The sequence below is a fragment of the Bradyrhizobium sp. BR 1432 genome (assembly GCF_051547705.1).
Lineage (GTDB): Bacteria > Pseudomonadota > Alphaproteobacteria > Rhizobiales > Xanthobacteraceae > Bradyrhizobium > Bradyrhizobium zhanjiangense.
On the sequence record NZ_JBPUGF010000003.1, the window covers coordinates 7,089,526 to 7,109,900 of the forward strand.

Annotated in this window: 22 protein-coding genes and 2 pseudogenes; 9 read left to right on the forward strand and 15 right to left on the reverse strand. The window is 63.6% G+C overall.

Translation table 11 applies throughout. The annotated features are described in order from the left end of the window. Window positions 1-91: 91 nt before the first annotated feature. On the reverse strand, window positions 92-676 hold the full coding sequence (locus ACSKB8_RS34530; RefSeq protein ID WP_438108942.1) for a TetR/AcrR family transcriptional regulator: 585 nt from the start codon (window positions 674-676) through the stop codon (window positions 92-94). A gap of 76 nt (window positions 677-752) precedes the next feature. Between ACSKB8_RS34530 and ACSKB8_RS34535 the strand changes: the two genes are divergently transcribed. Then, on the forward strand, window positions 753-1,250 hold the full coding sequence (locus ACSKB8_RS34535) for a peptide deformylase (RefSeq protein WP_438108943.1): 498 nt from the start codon (window positions 753-755) through the stop codon (window positions 1,248-1,250). 38 nt (window positions 1,251-1,288) lie between these two features. Here the strand turns inward: ACSKB8_RS34535 and ACSKB8_RS34540 are convergent, their stop codons facing one another. From ACSKB8_RS34540 to ACSKB8_RS34560, 5 genes and pseudogenes are all read right to left on the reverse strand, one after another. Beyond that, window positions 1,289-1,651 (reverse strand): ArsR/SmtB family transcription factor, encoded by a 363-nt coding sequence (locus ACSKB8_RS34540; RefSeq protein WP_091894923.1) that lies wholly within the window; start codon window positions 1,649-1,651, stop codon window positions 1,289-1,291. Then, a complete protein-coding gene (locus ACSKB8_RS34545; RefSeq protein ID WP_438108945.1) occupies window positions 1,651-2,313 on the reverse strand; it encodes an SRPBCC family protein in 663 nt (220 codons plus the stop codon). The genes ACSKB8_RS34540 and ACSKB8_RS34545 overlap by 1 nt, the downstream gene beginning before the upstream one ends. Before the next feature lie 129 nt (window positions 2,314-2,442). After that, window positions 2,443-3,324 carry an AraC family transcriptional regulator gene (locus ACSKB8_RS34550; protein WP_438108947.1) on the reverse strand — a complete coding sequence of 294 codons (882 nt, stop codon included), beginning with the start codon at window positions 3,322-3,324 and terminating at the stop codon, window positions 2,443-2,445. 207 nt (window positions 3,325-3,531) lie between these two features. Next, window positions 3,532-4,784, reverse strand: a pseudogene (locus tag ACSKB8_RS34555) (serine hydrolase domain-containing protein). Window positions 4,785-5,010: 226 nt separating this feature from the next. Beyond that, the gene (locus ACSKB8_RS34560; protein WP_438108948.1) at window positions 5,011-5,649 is read right to left on the reverse strand and encodes a glutathione S-transferase family protein; all 639 of its coding nucleotides are present in this window, start codon (window positions 5,647-5,649) and stop codon (window positions 5,011-5,013) included. Between ACSKB8_RS34560 and ACSKB8_RS34565 the strand changes: the two genes are divergently transcribed. Continuing rightward, entirely contained in the window at window positions 5,648-6,154 is a 507-nt protein-coding gene (locus tag ACSKB8_RS34565) for a MarR family winged helix-turn-helix transcriptional regulator (protein WP_438108950.1), read from the forward strand. The two genes, ACSKB8_RS34560 and ACSKB8_RS34565, sit on opposite strands and share 2 nt — an antisense overlap. A gap of 74 nt (window positions 6,155-6,228) precedes the next feature. Then, entirely contained in the window at window positions 6,229-6,627 is a 399-nt protein-coding gene (locus ACSKB8_RS34570; RefSeq protein ID WP_438108952.1) for an MAPEG family protein, read from the forward strand. A 111-nt stretch (window positions 6,628-6,738) separates the two neighbouring features. Here the strand turns inward: ACSKB8_RS34570 and ACSKB8_RS34575 are convergent, their stop codons facing one another. Further along, a complete protein-coding gene (locus tag ACSKB8_RS34575; RefSeq protein WP_438108953.1) occupies window positions 6,739-7,104 on the reverse strand; it encodes a VOC family protein in 366 nt (121 codons plus the stop codon). A gap of 305 nt (window positions 7,105-7,409) precedes the next feature. Between ACSKB8_RS34575 and ACSKB8_RS34580 the strand changes: the two genes are divergently transcribed. Beyond that, complete coding sequence (locus ACSKB8_RS34580) at window positions 7,410-8,090, forward strand: hypothetical protein (RefSeq protein WP_438108955.1); 681 nt, start codon at window positions 7,410-7,412, stop codon at window positions 8,088-8,090. Here ACSKB8_RS34580 and ACSKB8_RS34585 read toward each other — a convergent pair. After that, a pseudogene (locus ACSKB8_RS34585) lies at window positions 8,089-8,361 on the reverse strand (HNH endonuclease); the annotation flags it as partial. The gene ACSKB8_RS34580 and the pseudogene ACSKB8_RS34585 overlap by 2 nt on opposite strands. Before the next feature lie 206 nt (window positions 8,362-8,567). After that, entirely contained in the window at window positions 8,568-10,166 is a 1,599-nt protein-coding gene (gene guaA / locus ACSKB8_RS34590; RefSeq protein WP_438108957.1) for a glutamine-hydrolyzing GMP synthase, read from the reverse strand. Window positions 10,167-10,314: 148 nt separating this feature from the next. Here guaA and ACSKB8_RS34595 point away from each other — a divergent pair, with 148 nt between their 5' ends. After that, window positions 10,315-10,686 (forward strand): nuclear transport factor 2 family protein, encoded by a 372-nt coding sequence (locus ACSKB8_RS34595; RefSeq protein ID WP_370986850.1) that lies wholly within the window; start codon window positions 10,315-10,317, stop codon window positions 10,684-10,686. A gap of 54 nt (window positions 10,687-10,740) precedes the next feature. Here the strand turns inward: ACSKB8_RS34595 and ACSKB8_RS34600 are convergent, their stop codons facing one another. Then, window positions 10,741-11,898 (reverse strand): IS4 family transposase, encoded by a 1,158-nt coding sequence (locus tag ACSKB8_RS34600; RefSeq protein WP_438103250.1) that lies wholly within the window; start codon window positions 11,896-11,898, stop codon window positions 10,741-10,743. A gap of 299 nt (window positions 11,899-12,197) precedes the next feature. Between ACSKB8_RS34600 and ACSKB8_RS34605 the strand changes: the two genes are divergently transcribed. Next, window positions 12,198-12,530 (forward strand): DHCW motif cupin fold protein, encoded by a 333-nt coding sequence (locus ACSKB8_RS34605; RefSeq protein ID WP_438108959.1) that lies wholly within the window; start codon window positions 12,198-12,200, stop codon window positions 12,528-12,530. Between the two features lie 262 nt (window positions 12,531-12,792). Then, the gene (locus ACSKB8_RS34610; RefSeq protein ID WP_008141931.1) at window positions 12,793-13,002 is read left to right on the forward strand and encodes a cold-shock protein; all 210 of its coding nucleotides are present in this window, start codon (window positions 12,793-12,795) and stop codon (window positions 13,000-13,002) included. 233 nt (window positions 13,003-13,235) lie between these two features. On the opposite strand, the gene ACSKB8_RS34615 is transcribed toward ACSKB8_RS34610, so the two are convergent. Together ACSKB8_RS34615 and ACSKB8_RS34620 are read right to left on the reverse strand one after the other, a co-directional pair. After that, window positions 13,236-14,534, reverse strand: a complete 1,299-nt coding sequence (locus tag ACSKB8_RS34615) for an RsmB/NOP family class I SAM-dependent RNA methyltransferase (protein WP_438108962.1) — start codon at window positions 14,532-14,534, stop codon at window positions 13,236-13,238. Between the two features lie 35 nt (window positions 14,535-14,569). Next, on the reverse strand, window positions 14,570-14,992 hold the full coding sequence (locus ACSKB8_RS34620) for an MAPEG family protein (protein ID WP_438108963.1): 423 nt from the start codon (window positions 14,990-14,992) through the stop codon (window positions 14,570-14,572). Window positions 14,993-15,151: 159 nt separating this feature from the next. Here ACSKB8_RS34620 and ACSKB8_RS34625 point away from each other — a divergent pair, with 159 nt between their 5' ends. Continuing rightward, window positions 15,152-15,787: an acriflavin resistance protein gene (locus ACSKB8_RS34625; RefSeq protein ID WP_438108965.1), complete on the forward strand. Its 636-nt coding sequence runs from the start codon at window positions 15,152-15,154 to the stop codon at window positions 15,785-15,787. 69 nt (window positions 15,788-15,856) lie between these two features. Then, on the forward strand, window positions 15,857-16,699 hold the full coding sequence (locus ACSKB8_RS34630) for a metallophosphoesterase family protein (RefSeq protein WP_438108967.1): 843 nt from the start codon (window positions 15,857-15,859) through the stop codon (window positions 16,697-16,699). Window positions 16,700-16,714: 15 nt separating this feature from the next. On the opposite strand, the gene ACSKB8_RS34635 is transcribed toward ACSKB8_RS34630, so the two are convergent. The 3 genes from ACSKB8_RS34635 to guaB all read right to left on the reverse strand — a co-directional run bounded on the left by ACSKB8_RS34635 (window position 16,715) and on the right by guaB (window position 19,946). Next, the gene (locus ACSKB8_RS34635; protein WP_438108969.1) at window positions 16,715-17,011 is read right to left on the reverse strand and encodes a hypothetical protein; all 297 of its coding nucleotides are present in this window, start codon (window positions 17,009-17,011) and stop codon (window positions 16,715-16,717) included. 150 nt (window positions 17,012-17,161) lie between these two features. Further along, window positions 17,162-18,184, reverse strand: coding sequence for an NADP-dependent oxidoreductase (locus tag ACSKB8_RS34640; protein WP_438108970.1), 1,023 nt, complete (start codon window positions 18,182-18,184; stop codon window positions 17,162-17,164). A gap of 268 nt (window positions 18,185-18,452) precedes the next feature. Further along, window positions 18,453-19,946 carry an IMP dehydrogenase gene (guaB, locus tag ACSKB8_RS34645; protein WP_128934348.1) on the reverse strand — a complete coding sequence of 498 codons (1,494 nt, stop codon included), beginning with the start codon at window positions 19,944-19,946 and terminating at the stop codon, window positions 18,453-18,455. Between the last annotated feature and the right edge of the window lie 429 nt (window positions 19,947-20,375).

Sequence of the window (20,375 nt, forward strand, 5' to 3'; positions counted from 1 at the left end):
TCTGCTCCTTACCTACTAGTTGGTAGATTTACATGCGAAGCCGAATCACCGCGCCGCCGCGATGCTTTGCAGCCTGTATCGACCTTGTCCGTCAGTGCCTGGTGGAAAGCCGGTCCAGCAGTGGCCGGGTGATGGTCCCGAACATCTTGGGATCGCCATAGGCGCGCGCCGACAGCATCGCGCCGTGAACGGTCGCCATGAATCCTTCCGCCTCGACCCGCGCGGTGCTGGAGAGCTGGAGCCGCCCCTGCCGTTTGCCGCGCTCCATCACCGCTGTCAGCCATGAGGCCAGCGCGCGGAAATGAGCCCGGACCTCGACTGCCACGTCCTCGGGCAGGATCGGAAGCTCGCTGGCCAGGAGCGCACACACGCAGAAGGGCGCCGTCGCGTCCTTGATGCACGTTTCCCAGTACGCAACGTAGCTTTTGAGCTGCTCACCGGGGTCTGGAATGTTGCGTTCGAGTGCAGCCAATCCAGCCTGAGCTTCCTCGCGATAGCGCGACACGAGGGTGCGGACCAGATCGACCTTGCTGGCGAAATGGTGGTGGATGCTCGGCTTGCGGATGCCGACCACTTCAGCCACATCGGCGTAGCTGAAGCCGTTGTAGCCGCCTGCAATGATCAGCGTACGTGCGCAGGCCAGAATGTCGTCGGCCGTGGATGAAGTATTGCTCATGTCAAGCTATCTACCTTCCAGTTGGTAGACAATCAAGAAGGGGCGCTTCAACGATCCGTGAGTGGTAGGAGCCTGCATGACCATCCGCCCGATCATCCGCTATCCCGACCGCCGGCTCGCGAGCCCTGCCCGCCCCGTCACCGTCTTCGACGACGGCTTGCGCGAACTCGCGCAGGACCTGCTCGACACGATGCGCGCTGCGCCCGGCATCGGCATCACCGCGCCACATATCGGCGTGCCCCTGCGGGTCGTGGTGCTCGAGCTCGACTCGAAAGACGGCCCGCAGACCTATGTCAATCCGGAGATCACATGGGCCTCGCCCGAGATGATCCTGCACCGGGAGGGCAGCGTCTCGATGCCTGGAGTCAACGACGAGGTGCAGCGCCACGCCCGCGTGCGGATCGACTATCAGGATGTTGACGGCAATATGCAGTCCGAGGAATCGGATGGCTTGCGCGCGGTGTGCCACCAGCACGAGATCGACCAGCTCGACGGCATGTTCTGGATCCAGCGGCTGTCGCGGCTGAAACGGGAGCGGCTGGTGAAGCGGTTCGAGAAGATATCGCGAGAGTGACCGTGATGTGATGGCGGCTTCCGCCCATCGCCACGTCCTCAAGCCCTCTTCCCGCTCCGCTTGGTCATTGGCGCGTTACGACGCTCGCGTTTGCCGCGCGCGATCTCGGTTGCCAGCGCGTCCAGCTTCGGCTCCCAGAAATTCCTGAACTGGCCGATCCAGGCATCCACCGCGCGAAGCCCGGCAACGTCGACCGAATAGAGGCGTCTTTGCGCCTCCGCCCGAACGCTTGCAAAGCCGCTCTCGCGCAGCACCTTGAGGTGCTGCGAGACCGCCGCCTGCGTGATTCCGAATTCGGCCCCGATCACGTCGACGACCTCGCCGGACGCCATTTCCTGAAGCGCCAGCAGCTCGAGGATGCGACGGCGCACGGGATCGGCAAGGACTTCGAAGACGTGCATCAGCTTCCCGTGCCGGGATGCGCGATGTCGGGCGGCATCTCGCCGCGATAGAACGCAATGGTGCGGTCCGAGCGCTGCTTTGCCGAGGCAGGATCCACCCCGCTTGCGACATGCGCTGCGCGCCAAAGCTCGCCGCTTGTCGTCATGAATTCCTTGCCCTCAGGCGAGCCCATCCATGCCTCGGCCGTCTCGTGATCGACCGATGCCCCGGTCGCAACATATCGCTCAAGTCCCGCAAGAGCGAGATCCCAACCGATACCCACCGCACCCGGACCGAACTGATTCCAATGATCCTCGATGATCGCGGTATGCTCGAGCGTCAAACGCGCCTGACTACGTTCTGCTGCCAGCTTGACATCGATCCAACTCACCGCGCCTGCAAATTCCCACGTCGCGGCGAAATGGGTCGGAGGCGTGCACGCCGTGATGGTGCCGCCCGCATTGCCCCTAAGCTGGTACCTTCCTCCGAGCTGGAGATCGCCCTCGACCGGCAGGAACCAGCGTGGAATGCGCTCGCTGCTGGTCACGGCGTCCCAGAGATCGTCGACGCTCGTGTCGTAAAGACGCGTGAGAGTCACCGCGCTCGCCGGTTTTCCGTCCTTCTCGAAATTGCGCACTGAACGCGTGACAAGCCCCAAGACCCTGGCGACGTCGATCTCCATTGCGTTCCTCCCTATTGCTTTGCGCGACAAGGAATATCGATCCGCACTAATATAAGTCAAGCCTTATATTATCGCGTAGATTGCGGCCTGCCCGCTTCTTGCGATCGGACAGGCCGCCGCCAGCAGATCCTATTTCAGCGGCAGGAAGAGTTCCGCGACCGTCTCATGCTCCGGCACCTCCGGGAAGAAGCTCAGCCGCTGGCAATAGATCGGGAAGTCGCGGGCTTCCTCGCCGCTGGCCGGGAGCCAGTCGCGATAGAGATAGAGCGCGGCGGGCTCCAGATTGTCGGTGTAGCCGACGACGCGCAGCACGGCGCAGCGTCCACCAGGGATCTCGCCGGCTTTGATCTCCTCGCCATTGGCCGCGATCGGCCGGTCGGTGCCGACGCAAAGGTCGATGCTGTAACCGGCGGGCGAGGCAGGCCGGCGCTCGGAGCGCCAGACATTGAAGGTCGGATTCGTCTTGGGGTGCACGCCCGCTGCCTTGCGCCAGGCGATGAAGCGCTGGATGGTGGCAGGAAGCGTCGCCGGGTCGCCCCGGTGCTCCATGATCGCCACCTTGGTGGTGGGCACATCGCGGATCGTCACGTCGTCAGCGGTAAAGGTCGTCTGCATGAGCTTGCTCCTGGCGTTGTCGAGAGGCCCGAAGGCCGCAAGCCACGGCTCCCAGTCGGGAGATTTCCGGAACGACGACGGCGATTGTCCGAACCGTTGCCGAAAGGCGCGGGCGAAGGCATCCGGAGCGTCGTAGCCGGCATCCATCGCGATGTCAGTGACATCAAGGGCGTCGATGTAGGCGAGCTGATGCGAAGCACGCTTCATGCGGGCCAGCTGGACATAGCGATGCACGGATAGCCCGAAGGTCGCCGCGAACTGCCGGTGGAAATGAAATTTCGAGAAGGCCGCAACACCGCTTAGGGTTTCCAGGTCCAGATCGTCGTCGAGATGCCGGTCGATATGGTCCAGCACGCGTCGCATCCGGTCCCGATAGTTTTGCAGCGCCGCCTTCATCGTCCCTCCTCCGTGGCGGCTCCATCTCGTCGCTGACGGCCGAGGCGTGCTCGACCGATCTTGCGGTTTGGCAAAGATCCGTAGCCCGGATGGAGCGCAGCGCAATCCGGGATTCTTGCCACAGAGGCAGCCGCGCGATGCGGCTGGCCAGTCCCGGATTACGCTTTCGCTCCATCCGGGCTACGAGGACCGGCGTCCCGACGCGCCCTACCCGCCCGCCATCAGCGCCTTTGCCAGCGCCATGTAGGCCGGCAGCGTCACGGGATCGTTGGCGGCGTTGCCCGCCATGGGATGCGAGGCGTAGCGCGCGATCACCATCTCGGCCCTGGGATCGATATAAATGCCCTGGCCATAGACGCCGCGCGCCATGTAGGCGCCGTGCGCGTTGTGCGTGACCCACCATTGGTTGCGATAGGAGGCGCCCGGCAGCGTGGTGTAGCCGGCCGGCTTGAATTTTTCGGGATCGCCGCCGCGCGCGATGTCCTCGACCACGGACGAGGGCACGATCTGGCGGCCGTTGAAGCGGCCGTGATTGCGCATGGTCTCGCCGAAGCGGGCGAGATCGCGCAAGCTGGTGGAGAGACCGCCACCGCCACTCTCGGTGCCGATGCGGTCGACGTGATAATGCGCGTCCTCCTCCGCACCCATCGGCTGCCAGATGCGCTCGGAGAGGAGATCGGACAGCGTCATGCCGCTGGTGCGCCTGATGATCCAGGCCAGCACGTCCGTGTTGACGGTCTTGTAGGCAAAGGCCTTGCCGTGCTCGCCCTGCTTCTTCTGTGCGACGAGGAAATCGAAGATCGTGGTAGGGCCTTCATAACCGGGCGGGATCGGCGCCATGCCGTTGGCGCGCCGCAGCCCCCACACATCCGAATTCTTGTCGGTATAGACCTCGGTGTAGGCGAGCCCCGTGGTCATATCCATGACCTCGTGCACGCGCGCGTCCCCAAACGCGCTCGCTTTCAGCTCCGGCACATAATCCGTGACCGGCGCCTGCGGATCGATCCTGCCCTCGCTGACCAGCATGCCCGCGAGCACGCCGGTGAACGATTTCGTCACCGACATCGCGATATGCGGCTTGTGCGGCTTCAATGCGCCAAAGTAGCGCTCATAGATCAGCCTGCCCCGATGCAGCACCGCGATGCCGTCGGTGTACGTCTCCTCCAGCATCTTCGCGAACGTCATGGGCCGCCCGTCCATCGTGGTCGAGGCCACCGCGCCGATGTCATGATCCTCGCGCGGCAGGGGTGATGCGGGCCCCGCCCCGCGCCAGACGTTCACAGTGGGGACGAGCTGGCGGATGTTGCTCCAGGCCCAGCGCAGCTCGGGAAACTGCGGAATGAGCCGTCCTGGAAGGTGATGGTGCGCTCGGGCGCCGGCGGGAAGCCGCGCATCCAGCCAAAGGATTCGGGGTCAGTTTCGGCAACGGGCGGTTGATTGGGGGCGGCAATGACTGACATGAGGACGGGCTCCGGAAGCAGCGAGCTGGTGTCGTAGCATGGGACCGGGTGGCGGAGATCCTATGTTTGTGCCGAGGTGCTGCGCGGTGATCAGGATGACGGCAACTTGCTGAAGAGATCCCGTTTTGCCGCGCACGATCTCCGTTGCCAGCGCATCCAGTTTCGGCTCCCGATGGCTTCCCACGCTTATGTAAGTCAAATCTTACATCAACAAGAGCCGCATCGCTCAGCTCAACATCGGCGCCAGGTTCGGCTCTGCCTTGGCCATCGCCCGCTGATACGCGGGTCGGGCACCGACACGCTGCAGATAGGCCTGGATGGCGGGATAGCCGGAGATGTCACGGGGACTGAAGCGGCGCATCGTGGTGAGTGGAAACAGCATGAGGATGTCCGCGCCCGTCAGCTCCTCACCGGCAAAATATGGAACGTTCTTCAGGCGAGCCTCGACCATGTCGTACGCAAGGTCGAGCCTCGCGCTCAGCGACCGAGCGAGGGGATCGTCTCCGCCGCCAAGCCTCGCCACGAGCCCATTCGTCATCGCAGCCGGCATCATCGAGCCGTTGGCAAAGTGCCACCAGAACAAAAAGTCCGCGTAGTTTGGCGCGCCCGGACGGAGCGAGAACCGCCCTGCTCCGTGAGTGTGGATCACATATTCGACGATCGCGCCGGATTCGGTCAGTCGCAGGTCGCCGTCATCCAGCACCGGCGCGGTGCCGAACGCGTGGAGGGCCTTGTACGCGCTCGGCGCGAGCCTGGTGGCGGGGTCGCGCTCGTAACGCACGAGCCGATACGGCAGCGCCAGTTCCTCCAGCAGCCAAACGACACGTTCGGACTGGGAGTTGCCGAGGTGATGCACGATCAGCATGATCAATCTTCCAAAACAGTCAGCAGGGGGATATAAGGCTCATGATATTAAATATCAGGGTCCTTATATGTCAAGCCGCAATGGCAAGCAGCCCGGGCTGGCCTTCCTTCTGAAGCGGGCGCAGCACAGTTTTCGCACGCGTGTGGACGACAGGCTCCGGCCTCTGAAGCTAACTGCCCCGCAATTCGCGGTCCTCGCTGCGGTTCATGCCGATGCCGGCATTTCCAATGCGGCACTCGCGCGACTGGCCTTCGTCACGCCCCAGAGCATGCAAGGCATCCTGGCCGGCCTCGAGCGCGCAAGGCTGCTTACGCGCAGCCCGGACCCCCGGCACGGCCGTATTCTACGAAGCACGCTTACTGAGAAGGGGCGGAAACTATTCCAAGAGGCCCGCCTGCGCGTGGACGAGGTCGAGCGCCTGATCTACGACAGCGTCGGAGCGGAGAATGTCGCGCTGTTCGGCGATATGCTCGCCAGGTGCGCAGATGGGCTCGCGCCCAGATAGACGGATGCCGTTCTGATTGCACCGGGCTTGGGAAGCATGGTCGAAGGAAAGCGCGCCTTTCAAGAGGGACACAGATGAGCTTCGAGTTATCGATGCTGACAGCCGCAGTCGTTTGGGGCTTCATCCAGCTTGTCGCCGCGGCGCAAGCCACAAACGCGCAGTACGGCCTTAGATGGGCTGCGAGCCCGCGCGACGCCGAAATGCCGCCTCTCAAGCCCATCCCCGGCCGCATCAACCGGAATTTCCGCAATTATATGGAGACGTTTCCATTCTTTGCCGCTGCGATCCTCACCGCTCACGCAGCAGGTGCTCACAACGAGCTAACCCATTGGGGGGCGATCGCCTATGTCGGCGGGCGCATCGCTTACACCGCGCTTTATATCTCCGGGATACCGCTCATCCGCTCGCTGTTCTGGAACATCGCCGCCTTTGGCATGCTCGCCGTTCTGGCGGCCCCCTTCGTGCCTCACTAAAGCGAGCCAACCGGCCTATCCATTGCCAGCCGGGCAGCTCACTTGGCTGCATTCGGTCGGCATTGCGAACTGCATGAACATGAACGTCGTTGTCGACGATCTGCACGCCACTCATTTCTTTTTGAACTCAAACAATTCAACCAGATTGCCCGACGGATCTTCCAGAAGTCTTGCACGACCAGCTCCCGCCTCGCTGACTCCTCCTCTGAATTTGGCGCCAGCATCGTTCAACCGACCGACGAGGACATCTATGTCTTTCGTGACGATCATGAATCGGTTCCATCCGCCGGGCTCCGGTTTACCGCCGGCAGTTCCCCCACTGCCAGCCCCCGGAGCGCTAAGGTAAAGGGTGAGATCATCGCGAATGAGCGCGGCGAACTTGCCAGGGTTGTGCATGTCAACCTTGAACTCGAGTTTATCGCGATAAAATGCGACCGAACTGTCAATGTCTGTCACAATGTACCGGATGGATGCCATGGTCCGTTCTCCTTTCACCATAGAAAGTGAACTGGCTAATGCGAATGTGGTTGCCTTGACATTGGCAATCGCGGCCAATAGTCGGCCAGCCGACTGATGAGAACACGACCTGGCCTTTTACGGCCTGCGGAACCGCGTCGCTCGATTTCTATCGGCTGCTGTCGCCGGCCTACCCGGCGGCGACGCGCGCATCAATCTGCGCTTGAAGCGCCGTTCGCATACGGCTGAGTGTGCCGTCACCGTTGAGCCGCTGAGCGGCATCGAGGAACTGAGCCGCCCGCTCCGGCGTCTGACTGATTTCCCCGATGATGTATGCATGGAAGATGAGGCGTCTGCGAAAGGGTGACGAGCTCGATTTTCACCACCGGGCGGACCTTTTCTTCAATGCTGGCGTCGGACGCGAGAACTTTTACAACCGGCGGAAAAAGCTGCGCCGCGGCTTGCGCGAAGACGGCATCCGCGAGCTGCGCCTTCGATCCGAAGTAATAGTGCAGGCGTGCACGAGATGTGTGGGAGCCGTTACGATGAGCACACTTAATCGTCAGGGTCACCGCCTGATTCAGGCTGGTGTTGCTCTCTTCCTTTTCACCTCCTTCGAGGGCTTTGCGATCCCGTTTTTCGCCGCACCGCTCCTCGGAAGGTCGGTCCATACGCTGAGCGCCCTGTTGGGCCTCATTCTGCTGACGTTGGGGCTGGTGTGGCCAAGGCTCGTTCTCGGGGCGGCGACATCGCGGATTGCGTTCTGGTTCCTCCTCTACTCAGGTCTCGCCATTGTGGCTGCGTTCCTAATGGCGGCCCTCTGGGGAGCCGGCAACGCCAGCATGCCACTCGCGGCCGCCGCGCGCGGGACTCCTTTGGAGGAGACGTTGATCATGATCGTGGCTTACTCGTCCGCACCCACAGGGATCATCTCTTTCGCCCTCATTCTTTGGGGCCTGCGCATCGTGCCGCCTCAGCAGGGACTATCCTCGGACTCTGCACGATGAAGGCGACCGGATTGGCGAAATCGAGATAACTTCCGGGCTCGATCAGAGCGAGATACATCCCCGAAGTACCGGGGTCTGGAATAACCCGCCGAACGCGAGCAATCGCAAAGTAGCCGCGCGTCTCGGCGACCTTGCTCGGTTCGTAATAGATGATCCAATCGCCGATTCAGGCTTCGACGCGACGCAAATACTGACTAGGAAACTGGTATCGCTCAGCCGGGCTGTCATCGTAGATCGAGTCCGATCGATGGATGAAGACACCAAATCCCATGATTCAGTTCAGCCCGTTGGAAGAGACATCCATCAACTTGTCCGCAATCGCGATGGGCTTCGCCGCGCCCTACCCATCCTACGCGCTGTAACCACCGCAAGTGCTCTCACACCATAGAGAGGGCTTCGCTCAAGATGGTCTGGCGCTTCAATCGGTCCATCATCTTGAACGTCGAGACCGCCAGTACGTTGGACAGGATACCGCCCCTACTCCCACTCAATCGTCCCAGGCGGCTTGCTGGTGACGTCGTACACCACCCTGTTCACGCCCTTCACCTCGTTGATGATGCGCGTGGCGGTCTCGCCCAAAAACTTCATGTCGAACTGATAGAAGTCCGCGGTCATGCCGTCGGTGGAGGTCACGGCGCGGAGGCCCACGACGTAGTCATAGGTGCGGCCGTCGCCCATGACGCCGACGGTCTTGACGGGGAGCAGCACGGCAAAGGCCTGCCAGATCTCATCGTAGAGGCCTGCTTTCCGGATCTGGTCGATGTAGACGGCGTCGGCCTTGCGCAGGATGTCGAGCTTGTCGCGGGTGATCTCGCCGGGGCAACGGATGGCGAGGCCCGGGCCCGGGAACGGGTGGCGGCCGACGAAGATTTCGGGAAGGCCGAGCTCGCGGCCGAGCTTGCGCACCTCGTCCTTGAACAGCTCGCGCAGGGGCTCGACGAGCTTCATGTTCATGCGCTCGGGCAGCCCGCCGACATTGTGGTGCGACTTGATCGTCACCGAGGGGCCGCCGGTGAAGGAGACGCTCTCGATCACGTCGGGATAGAGCGTGCCTTGCGCCAGGAAGTCGGCGCCGCCGATCTTCTTCGCTTCAGCTTCGAACACCTCGATGAAGAGGCGGCCGATGGTCTTGCGCTTCACTTCCGGATCGGTGACGCCTTCGAGCTCGCCCAGGAATTGCTTGGAGGCATCCACGTGCACGAGCGGGATGTTGTAGTGGTGGCGGAACAGGTCGACTACGGTCTTGGCTTCGTCGAGGCGCAGCAGGCCATGATCGACGAAGACGCAGGTGAGCTGGTCGCCGATCGCCTCGTGAATCAGCACGGCCGCGACGGCGGAATCGACGCCGCCGGAAAGGCCGCAGATCACCTTGCGACTGCCGACCTGCTGGCGGATTTTTTGGATCTCCTCCTCGCGGAAGGCGCGCATGGTCCAGTCGCCGGTGAGGCCGGCGATCTTGCGCACGAAATTGCGGATCAGCTTGGCGCCGTCGGGCGTGTGCACCACTTCGGGGTGGAACATCAGGCCGTAATATTTGCGCGTCTCGTCCTGGATGACCGCGAAGGGCGCGTTCGGCGAGGTGCCGGCGACGGAGAAGCCCGGCGGCATCTTGGTGATGCGGTCGCCATGGCTCATCCAAACCTGGTGCTTGCCGCCTGATGACCAGACGCCCTCGAACAGCTGGCTCTTGGCCTTGACCTCGACATCGGCGCGGCCGAATTCGCGGTGATGGCCGCCCTCGACCTCGCCGCCGAGCTGCGCCGCCATGGTCATCTGGCCGTAGCAGATGCCCATCACGGGCACGCCGGAATCGAAGATCGATTGCGGGGCGCGGGGCGAGCCGGCCTCATGCACCGATTCCGGCCCGCCGGAGAGGATCACCGCCTTCGGCTTCATCTCGTCGAAGGCAGCTTCTGCCTTGTTGAACGGGACGATCTCGCAATAGACGCCGTCCTCGCGCACGCGACGCGCGATGAGCTGCGTCACCTGGCTGCCGAAGTCGACGATGAGAATCTTGTCGTGCGCCGAGGCCACCGAGGGCGTCGACGCGGAGCGGTCGTTTTGTGCTGCTGTCATGGCCAGCAGATACGCGACCGCGCGCCGGCCCGCAACCGCGCGGCCGCGCGCCCCACATTCTTCTTTGGGCATGGACAAATGGATATAGGTAAGTAATATTGACCTATTGTGCCCTCCGCTCAAACAAGGGCCGATCAGGGAGAATGCCATGTCACAGCATCACCAGCCATCATCGCTTGCCGCGCTCGGCCGGACCTGGGTCGAAGCCTGGAACGCACGCGACCTCGAACGCGTGCTCAGGCTCTATGACGAGGACGCGGTGATGACCTCGGACCGCATCCCGGTGATGGGGTTCGACGCCAGCGGAACCGTGCGCGGCAAGGACGCGCTTCGCGCCTATTGGGGCAAGGCGCTCGGGCTGCTGCCGGAGCTGCATTTCTCGCTGATCGATGTGTTCGTCAGCCCCGATAGTGTCGTGGTGTTCTACGCGAACGAGCGTGGGAAGAAGATCTGCGAATATCTGCGGGTGAATGCGGCGGGGCTGATCGTGCAGGGGTCGGCGAACCATTTGGTGCAGTGACGCCCCACCCACCGCCGTCATTCCCCGCGAAAGCGCAGGGCTGTCCGGGGAATTCTATGCATAACAGAAGCTGATCTGGTCGGGGGAGCTTCTGTCGCGGGCAGCGGATGGGTTCACCTTGGGAGGTCGGTCGATGTCGGCGATTGGTTTTCGTGCGAACAGCGACGCGGCGACAAGACCTGCGAAGCGGATAGCCGGCATGATTAGACGACTTTCGCGTGCGGCGATCCGCAGCAGCAGATAGGCGATCATGGCGGCGAGGATTTGCAGACGGACCGCGTTCTCGGAGCGGCCGAGAAATTTGCGAAGCTTGAGGTGCTGCTTGATCCAGCGGAACAACAGCTCGATCTGCCAGCGTGTTTTGTAAAGCGCAGCGATTTCGATGGCCGAACGCTTCAGATCGTTGGTGATGAGGGTCAGTTTTGTACCGTCATCGCGTTTGAGGCGTATGCGGCGCATCGGAACAGCAAGTTTGGAGCTGCTGAGGAGCTTTACCTCAGCATCGTCGATGATTTTAAAGCCCTTCCCCTTTTGTTTCCGCAGCTTCCGCCAGCGTGTAGCTCTGAAGCGCAGATTCTTCTTCTGGCGGGTGACGAAGCAGGCGCCCGCGTCGTGAAGCCGTGTCCACCAGGCATAACTGCAATAGGCCTTGTCGAACACATAGGTGGCGCCGGCCTCGATCGGGAATTGCTGGGCTGGTGTGACGTCATTGACCGTCGACGGCGTGATCGCCAGACGGCGCGGATGATCCGAGCCGGGATCGTAAACCACGTGAAGCTTGAGACCACGGGTACGTCCGTTCCAACCGGCCCAGGTGCTGAGTTGATCCAGCGGCACCGGCGTCGCATCGATCAGCCGCAGCATCTCGGCACCCTCCCGCTTCAGCGCTCGGTCGGCATGCCCAGACAATCGCTCAAAGACTTCTGCGAAGATACTGACCGGCCGTCGGGCATTGGCATCCGCAAGCGTCGAGCGCGCCAATTTGCCGACACCAAGATGGTAGTGATGATGCGAATTGGCGTTCCAGATCGCCTCAAGGGCACGCAAGCTGTCGACGCCACTGAGCTGGGAGAATATCAATGCGACAAGATGATCCCAGCTGTCGAACGTCTTGTCGTAGGCATCGCCATCCAAACGATCCACAGTCGTCTGAAACTGCCGCCGATTGATCGGTTCAAGCAGCCTTCCAAAAATGCTATCGCTAAACCGCATGCCCGGCCCCTTTCTGAGTTTCGACAACCAGAAAGTACCTGCTTCAAGCCGGGAAAACCCGGGCATGCTCCGCGACACAGTGAATCATTCCCCGGACAGCCCTGCGCGAAAGCGGGGAATCCAGTACGCCGCGGCTCATCGGTTTAATCACGACCGCTGGTGGAATACTGGATTGCCCGCCTTCGCGGGCAATGACACCGCGGACGAGGAACGTTCGTGGCCCAGGCTCGCAATGACGGAGACTGGGGCGACAGCGTGCGCTAACAGAAGCCCGGCCGGCTCAGAGACAGGACCTCCCCATGAAACTCCCCGCTTCCCCCTTCACCGTCACCGACTGGAGCCAGGTTGAGCCGACGACGCATCCCGGCGAGACCGGCCAGGCGCAGTGGCGCACGCTCAACATCGGCGATCTCCGGGTGCGGATGGTGGAGTATTCGCCGGGCTATCTCGCCGATCATTGGTGCGATCGCGGTCACGTGCTCTACGTGCTGAAGGGCGAGCTCGACACCGAGCTGCACGACGGGCGCAAATTCAAGCTGACGGCCGGGATGAGCTACCAGGTCTCGGATTTCGGCGACGCCGCGCATCGGTCCTCGACGGCGGTGGGCGCGACACTCTTCATCGTCGACTGAGACGCGCGAGTGCGGTGAACTTGCACCGCAAAATAGCAAACCCGCGCGGTATCCCGAAGCGCGGGTGGTGCCTTGAAGAAGCCCCAAATCCTCGCTATATTGTGATCATCGATACTTGGCCGAACGACTGGGCCGCTTCGCTTCGTTGCTGACGGGCGCGCACGCTTCAGATGAATTCTCCAAACATCGACTCATCAGGACTATGGGCGCAATGCTGCGTACCGGTCTGCGTGCGTATCCTCTCTAACTAAAGGAAATTCCCATGGCTATGGGCACCGTGAAGTGGTTCAACACCCAAAAGGGTTATGGTTTCATCCAGCCGGATGACGGCCAGAAGGACGTGTTCGTGCACATCAGCGCCGTCGAGCGCGCTGGCCTCTCCTCCCTCAACGAGGGCCAGAAGGTCTCGTTCGACATCGTCGCCGATCGTCGCAGCGGCAAGTCCTCGGCTGACAATCTCCGCGTCGGCTAAACGCCAGCGCACCAGCGCTTCTGACCACGGACGTACCGGCAGAAGCGCTACGAATACAGGCCCCGCGACCGGATTCGGTTCGCGGGGCTTTCGTTTTGGGGTGGAACTGTGCCGCGTCAGCCGCGGTGCGGTAGGGTGGACAAAGCGAAGCGTGCCCACCGTTGGCAGCGACAATTGCGGGAAAATGGTGGGCACGGCGCGCGAAGGGCGCGCCTTTGCCCACCCTACGAGAGCTACGCCTTCCGCAGCACCGACACGAAGAAACCGTCCGTTCCGGTCCGCCGCGGTGTCATCAGCCAGCCTTCATCTGACTGCAGCGCGGCCTCGCCAAAAGCCTCCGCCTTGTCCCAGAGCACGCTCGCGGTCTGCCCCGGCGGCACCACCGCAAACTCGGGATGGCGGGCGACGAACGCCCTCACCTGCTCGCCGTTCTCCTCCGACAGCACCGAACAGGTGATGTAGGCGATGCGGCCGCCCGGCTTCACCAGCGGAACCGCGCGCTCCAGCACTTCGGCCTGGTCCCGCAGGCGGATCTCCAGCGCGCCCGGCCGCATGCGCCATTTGGCGTCGGGGTTGCGGCGCCAGGTACCGGTTCCCGTGCAGGGCGCGTCGATCACGACCAGATCAGCCGAGGCGCGGATGTCGGCGAGCGGATCGGCCTCGCCCTTGGGCGTGCGGACATCGGCATTGTGGACGCCGGCGCGCGACAGCCGCTCGTGGATCGGGGCGAGCTGGCGCTTGTCGCGGTCGGTGGCGATCAGCCGGCCCTTGCCCTGCATCAGGGCGGCGAGCGCCAGCGTCTTGCCGCCGGCGCCGGCGCAGAGGTCGATCACCTGCTCGCCGGGTTTTGTCGCGGTGAATTGGGCTGCAAGCTGCGATCCCTCATCCTGCACTTCAATGGCGCCCTTGATGAAATCCTCCTCGGCCTGGATGCCGGGGTTGCGCGCATCGGCCGAAAGCTCGATGCGCAAGCCCGTTGCGGACCAAGGCGTCGGTTTCGCATGAAGATGAGCAAGATTGCGCAGCACCTTGTCGCGATTGGATTTTAGCGTGTTGACGCGCAGGTCGAGCGGCGCCCGGCTCGCCATCGCGGCGGCTTCCGCTGCGCGGTCCTCGCCGAACACTTTTGCCAGATGCGGATCGAGCCATTCCGGGTAGTCGCCGGCAACGGCCGCCGGGGCGTCCTTCAGGGAGCGCTGGCTGAGTGCCGCCTGCTCGGCTTCGGTCAGCGGCGCCGGCGCGAAGCGGCTGCCATCGAACAAAGCGGCCATGGTGGCCGTGTCCATGTCGCGTTCGAGGCGGAGCATGCCAATCAGCCTGGCACGCACGGTGTCTGCATCCATGAGCCAGGCGCTCGAGGCGTAGCGGCGCAGCACGTCCCAGACGAGGCCGGCGATGGCGGCGCGGTCGCCCGAGCCGGCGAAGCGGTGCGCGGTGCCCCACTCCTTCAGCGCCTTGGCCGCGGGCACGCGGTCCCTCTCGATGGTGTCGATCAGTTCGATGGCTGCGGACAGCCGGGCAGCGGGGGTCATTTCAAATCTTTCAGATTAGGTCCGACAGCTAAACGTCAGATCACCAACAGCATTCTCAGCGCGAAGTAGATCCACATCACCAGCAGCACCAGCACGCCGGCGAGCCAGATCGTGGAGCGGCGGCCGAGATCGTTGGAGGAGACGAACACGGCGGCATGGGCAAAGCGCGCCACCACGAACAGCCAGGACATCAGCACGATGAAGAGATCGGCATGGCGCAACGGCAGCGCCAGCGCTATCAGGGCGTAGAACAGCACCGGCAGCTCGAACTGGTTGCGGTAGCAATTGGCGATCTGAGTGGCGTCCTTGGGCCAGTTCGGCTCGCCGAGTGCAATGTCGCGGATCTTGGTCTCGCCGGAGACCAACGAGCGGCGGCGCGCGAAGACCATGCCGATCAGGAGTGCGAAGGTGAGACCGACCTGCACGAAGACAGGCAGCAGGACCATTTGGACGGACATCGGAACTTTCCCGTAAGGCGGAACGCCGCGGACCGTCATTAGCCGCGACTTCTGACGCTGACAATCAGCGAGTTGAACCGGTGTTCCCGCTCTTGCGACCAACCGCTGATTGTTAAAGCAATTTCGCCCCTTTTTCGGGGCGCAAGGCGAGAGCCCGCCATGAACACCCTCTCAAGCCAGATCGCCAGCCTGATCGGCTCGTCGGCCGAATCCGCTGACGGCCAGCTCGGCATCCTGATGTCGGCGCTGGCAGGCATCGCCACGGCGCTCGCGGTGGCGCTGGCAATGACGGTGTACTTCCGCCTCGGCTACCGAAGCAGGCGCGATGTCGTCAGGCACGGCCTCGCCACGCTCGCCGCCATCGCCCTGCTCGCCTTTGCCGCCTACGACATGCGTCACGCCGCCCTCGCCTATCTCGGCCTCAACCCGTCCAAGCCGGCGGTCGAGTTCGAGATCCGCATGCCCAGGGAGATGCTGGCGGCGGTCACCGACAGCCAGATCGAGCTGCACACCGACCGCAACCAGACGCTGGCGCTGGTCGACGGCGTGCGCGACCTCTCCGACGGGCGCGCGCTGCTGCGTGGCGCGGTGGCGCTCAACCACCGTACCGCCGACCGCGTGCTGGTGGTGAGCCTGCCAGGAAAGGGCACGTTCGAATTCCGCCTCCGCCTGCACGCCGAGCCGCATCGCTCCGAGCAGTTCGGCCCCTGGCACCTCGCCGACCGCATCGCCTCGCCGCTGGCCGGCCCCGTCGCCCCGCAGGACAGCTACACGATCCGCTATCGTGTGCTTTAAACTTTGTTCGTTGCGATGCATGCCCGTGCCGTCATCGTTCCGACGCGCGACAACGGGTATGATGGTCGCATGTCCGAATTTCGCCTCACGCAGATTTCCGACACCCATCTCGGCCGGCGCTTTCCCGGCCTGATCGCCAACTTCCAGCGCGTCAGCGAGCACATCGACGCCAACCGGCCCGATCTCATCGTCAATACCGGCGATGTCTCGTTCGACGGCCCGACCGGCCGCGACGATGTCGTATTCGCGAAAAGCCTGCACGACGCCCTGCCCGTCGCCTGCCGCTACCTGCCCGGCAATCACGACATCGGCGACAATCCGACCATGATCGGACCGGCGCCGAAGCCGCCGGTCAGCGAGGCACACCGCCGGCAATTTTGCGACATCATCGGCGAAGATCACTGGTCATTCGAGGCCGCGGGCTGGCGCTTCATCGGCCTCAATTCCCTTGTCATGAATTCAGGGCTCGCCTTCGAGACCGAGCAGTTCGACTGGCTGGCACGGGAGCTCGCGCGCACCGCCGGGAAGCCGGTCGCGCTGTTCCTGCACAAGCCGGTGTTTCTCAACCTGCCCGACGATGCCGAGATGGCGGAGACCGCGATCCGCTACGTGCCGCAGCCGGCCCGGGCGCGATTGATCGAGATGTTTGCGCATGTCGATCTGCGCCTCATCGCCAGCGGCCATGTGCATCAGCGGCGCGACTTCACCTATCGCCACACCCGCCATGTCTGGGCGCCGTCCACCGGCTTCGTCATCAACGACGCGCGCCAGGACCGGATTGCGATCAAGGAAGTCGGGCTCGTCGAGTACCGTTTCCAGCCTGACAGCCTCGAGGTTCACCACGTCAGGGCCGCGGGCCAGATCGATGTCGATATCGAGGAGATCCTCGCCCAGATGGGCGGCGAGCACTAGCGCGAACTTGGCGGTTCAGGCGACGCTCTTGAGGTCCTGCTGGATCGCGGCCAGCAGGGATTGCAGCGCCGCACTGTTTACCGGCTTGGTCTCGGCGATCGCGGGCTGGACCATGGTTGGCTGCGCAGCCTTGACCGGACGCTTCGGGAATGGCGGCGGTGGCGGCGGCATCGCGGGACGAACGACATCGCTCTCCTCGTCAACATGCACGAACTTGCCATGGATGACGTCGTCGCGCCGGCCCATGACGAACATCGCCACCCAATAGCTGGCCGCCAGCACGATGACGCAGAAAACACTGATCTCTAACATCGCAACACCTAAAATATGCGCGATGATTCAATGCCTTCGCCTTGGGGTCAATGAACCGGCGGTCACACCTGCGGGTTTTACGAACAGGTGTGGCCGATCGGTGACTCTTTCTTAACCATTTCCGCCCCCTCGGTGGCTCGAAGCGGCGGTTCAGGCCTTATCCGGCCCCACCCGCACCAGCTGCTTGCCGAAATTGGCCCCCTTCAGCAGCCCCATGAAGGCGCCGGGCGCGCTCTCCAGACCCTCGGTGACAAACTCCTTGTATTTCACCTTTCCGTCGCGGACCCAGGCCGACATGTCGCGCAGGAAGTCGCCGTGGCGGGCGGCGAAGTCGGAGACGATGAAGCCGCGGAAGGTCAGCCGCTTGGTCAGGGTCGCACGCATCATGCTGGCGGCCCATTTCGGCGGCTTGGCCTCGGTGTCGTTGTAATGCGCGATCAGGCCGCAGACCGGCACGCGGGCGAATGGATTGAGCAGCGGGAACACCGCCTCGAACACCGCGCCGCCGACATTCTCGAAATAGACGTCGATGCCCTTCGGGCAGGCGTCCTTCAGCTTGGCCGCGAGATCGGGGTTGCGGTGATCGATGCAGGCATCGAAGCCGAGTTCCTTGACGACGTAGTCGCACTTGTCCTTGCCGCCGGCGATGCCGACCGCGCGGGCGCCCTTGATCTTGGCGATCTGGCCGACGGCGGAGCCGACTGCACCGGAGGCGCCGGCGACGACGACGGTCTCGCCCGCTTGCGGTTTGCCGATGTCGAGCAGGCCCGTGTACGCCGTCATGCCGGGCATGCCGAGCACGCCGATCGAAGTCGAGATCGGACCGAGCTTGGGATCGACCTTGATCAATCCCTTGCCGTTCGAGATGGCGTGGGTCTGCCAGCCGGAGCGGATGCGCACGATGTCGCCTACCGCGAAATCAGGATTGTTGGAGGCCGCGACCTCGCTGACCGCCTCGCCTTCCATCACGCCGCCGATCGGCACCGGTGCGGCATAGGACGGCCCCTCACTCATGCGCCCGCGCATATAGGGATCGAGCGACAGCCAGATCGTGCGCAGCAGGACCTCGCCTGCCGCAGGCGTCGGAACAGCGAATTCCTCCAGGCGAAAATCGGACGGCTTGGGCTCGCCGACGGGACGCGCGGCGAGAACGATGCGTTTGCCTTGGGACATGGCTTCCTCCACTTTTCTGTCATTGCGAGCGAAGCGAAGCAATCCAGTTGCGTCAACACAAAAGCTCTGGATTGCTTCGCTTGCAATGACGAGCTTGCGGCAGGTGCGAACCACAAACACGCTGTCATCGCCCGCCCTGTGCGCAGTTGCGCACTGGGGCGGGCGATCCAGTACTCCGAGACGGTTGTGACTGAGTGGAAGGGCCGCGGCGTACTGGATGCCCCGCCTTCGCGGGGCATGACGCCGTCATTTTGGTACGAGCGAGCGACTAACCCCCGCCCGGATAGTTCGGGCTCTCGCGCGTGATGGTGACGTCGTGGACGTGACTTTCGCGCAGGCCTGCTCCGGTGATGCGGACGAACTGGGCCTTCTGGTGCAGATCCTTCATGTCACGCGCACCGACATAGCCCATCGCGGCGCGCAAGCCGCCGGCGAGCTGGTGCATAACGTTGCCGACCGGGCCCTTGTACGGCACCTGGCCCTCGATGCCCTCAGGCACGAGCTTGAGCGCGTCCTTGATGTCCTGCTGGAAGTAGCGGTCGGCCGATCCGCGCGCCATCGCGCCGACCGAGCCCATGCCGCGATAGGCCTTGTAGGAGCGGCCCTGCCACAGGAACACTTCGCCCGGCGTCTCGTCGGTGCCGGCCAGCAGCGAGCCGACCATGGCGATGTCGGCGCCGGCTGCGAGCGCCTTGGCGAGATCGCCGGAGAACTTGATGCCGCCGTCGGCGATGACGGGAATGTCGGACTTCTTCGCAGCTTCCACCGCATCCATGATCGCGGTGAGCTGCGGCACGCCGACGCCGGCGACGATGCGGGTGGTGCAGATCGAGCCCGGGCCGATGCCGACCTTGATGCAATCCGCACCCGCGTCGATCAGTGCCTGCGCGCCTTCGGTGGTGGCAACGTTGCCGGCAACGACCTGCACGGAATTGGAGAGACGCTTGATGCGGTTTACGGCGTGCAGCACGTGGCGGGAATGGCCGTGCGCGGTGTCGACGACGACGAGGTCGACGCCGGCATCGATCAGCCGCTCGGTGCGCTCGAAGCCGGTGTCGCCGACGGTGGTGGCGGCAGCGACGCGCAGGCGGCCCTGCGCGTCCTTGCAGGCGAGCGGATGGGCGACCGCCTTCTCCATGTCCTTCACGGTGATGAGGCCGACGCAGCGATATTGCTCGTCGACCACGAGCAGCTTCTCGATGCGATGCTGGTGCAGCATCCGCCGCGCCTCGTCCTGGCTGACGTTCTCGCGCACCGTGACGAGATTTTCGTGCGTCATCAGCTCGGAGATTTTCTGCTGCCGGTTCGTCGCAAACCGCACGTCACGGTTGGTGAGAATGCCGACCAGCTTGCCGGGCGTGGACTTGCCGGCGCCGGTGACGACGGGAATGCCGGAGATGCCGTGATCGCTCATCAGCTTCAGCGCGTCATCGAGCGTCGCCTCGGGGCTGATCGTGAGCGGGTTCACCACCATGCCCGATTCGTAGCGCTTGACCTGCCGCACCTGGGCGGCCTGCCCTTCGGGATCGAAATTGCGGTGGATGACGCCGAGGCCGCCGGCCTGCGCCATGGCGATCGCCATGCGCGCCTCGGTGACAGTGTCCATGGCGGAGGCCATGATCGGGATGTTGAGCGGAATGGCGCGGGTGACGCGGGACCGGATGTCGACCTCGCCCGGCATGACCTCGGACAGGCCCGGCTTCAGCAGCACGTCGTCGAACGTGAAGGCTTCGCGAATGCCTTGAAGTTGCACCGTGGCCATCTGCCAACTCCTTCCTGCGGCCCTGCCGCAAATGCTTATGGATGAGCGCCGCCCTCGGCGTACCTTGCGGCAACGCCGGAGAATCGGAGCCCATCGGTGGGGTTGACGCGGGTCGATAGCACGGCTGCGTGACGAATCAAAGCAATTCGGACCGCCGGCCAGCCATGCACAGGCTTTTTAGGCAAATTCGGCTGGGACAGCCCCGCGGCGCCCCCACCCATCGTCATTCCGGGGCGCGACGAAGTCGCGAGCCCGGAAGCCATTCCCCAGCGATTCCTACGGCCCAATGGATTCTCAGGTGCGCAATTGCGCACCATAGCCCGCGCCAAGCGGCGCACCCCGGAATGACGAGGGAGAGGGTCACACCGTTGTTACGCGGGACTTAGGTGCTATGCGTTGATCCGCAATGGTCCCCGGCAGGAGGCGGTG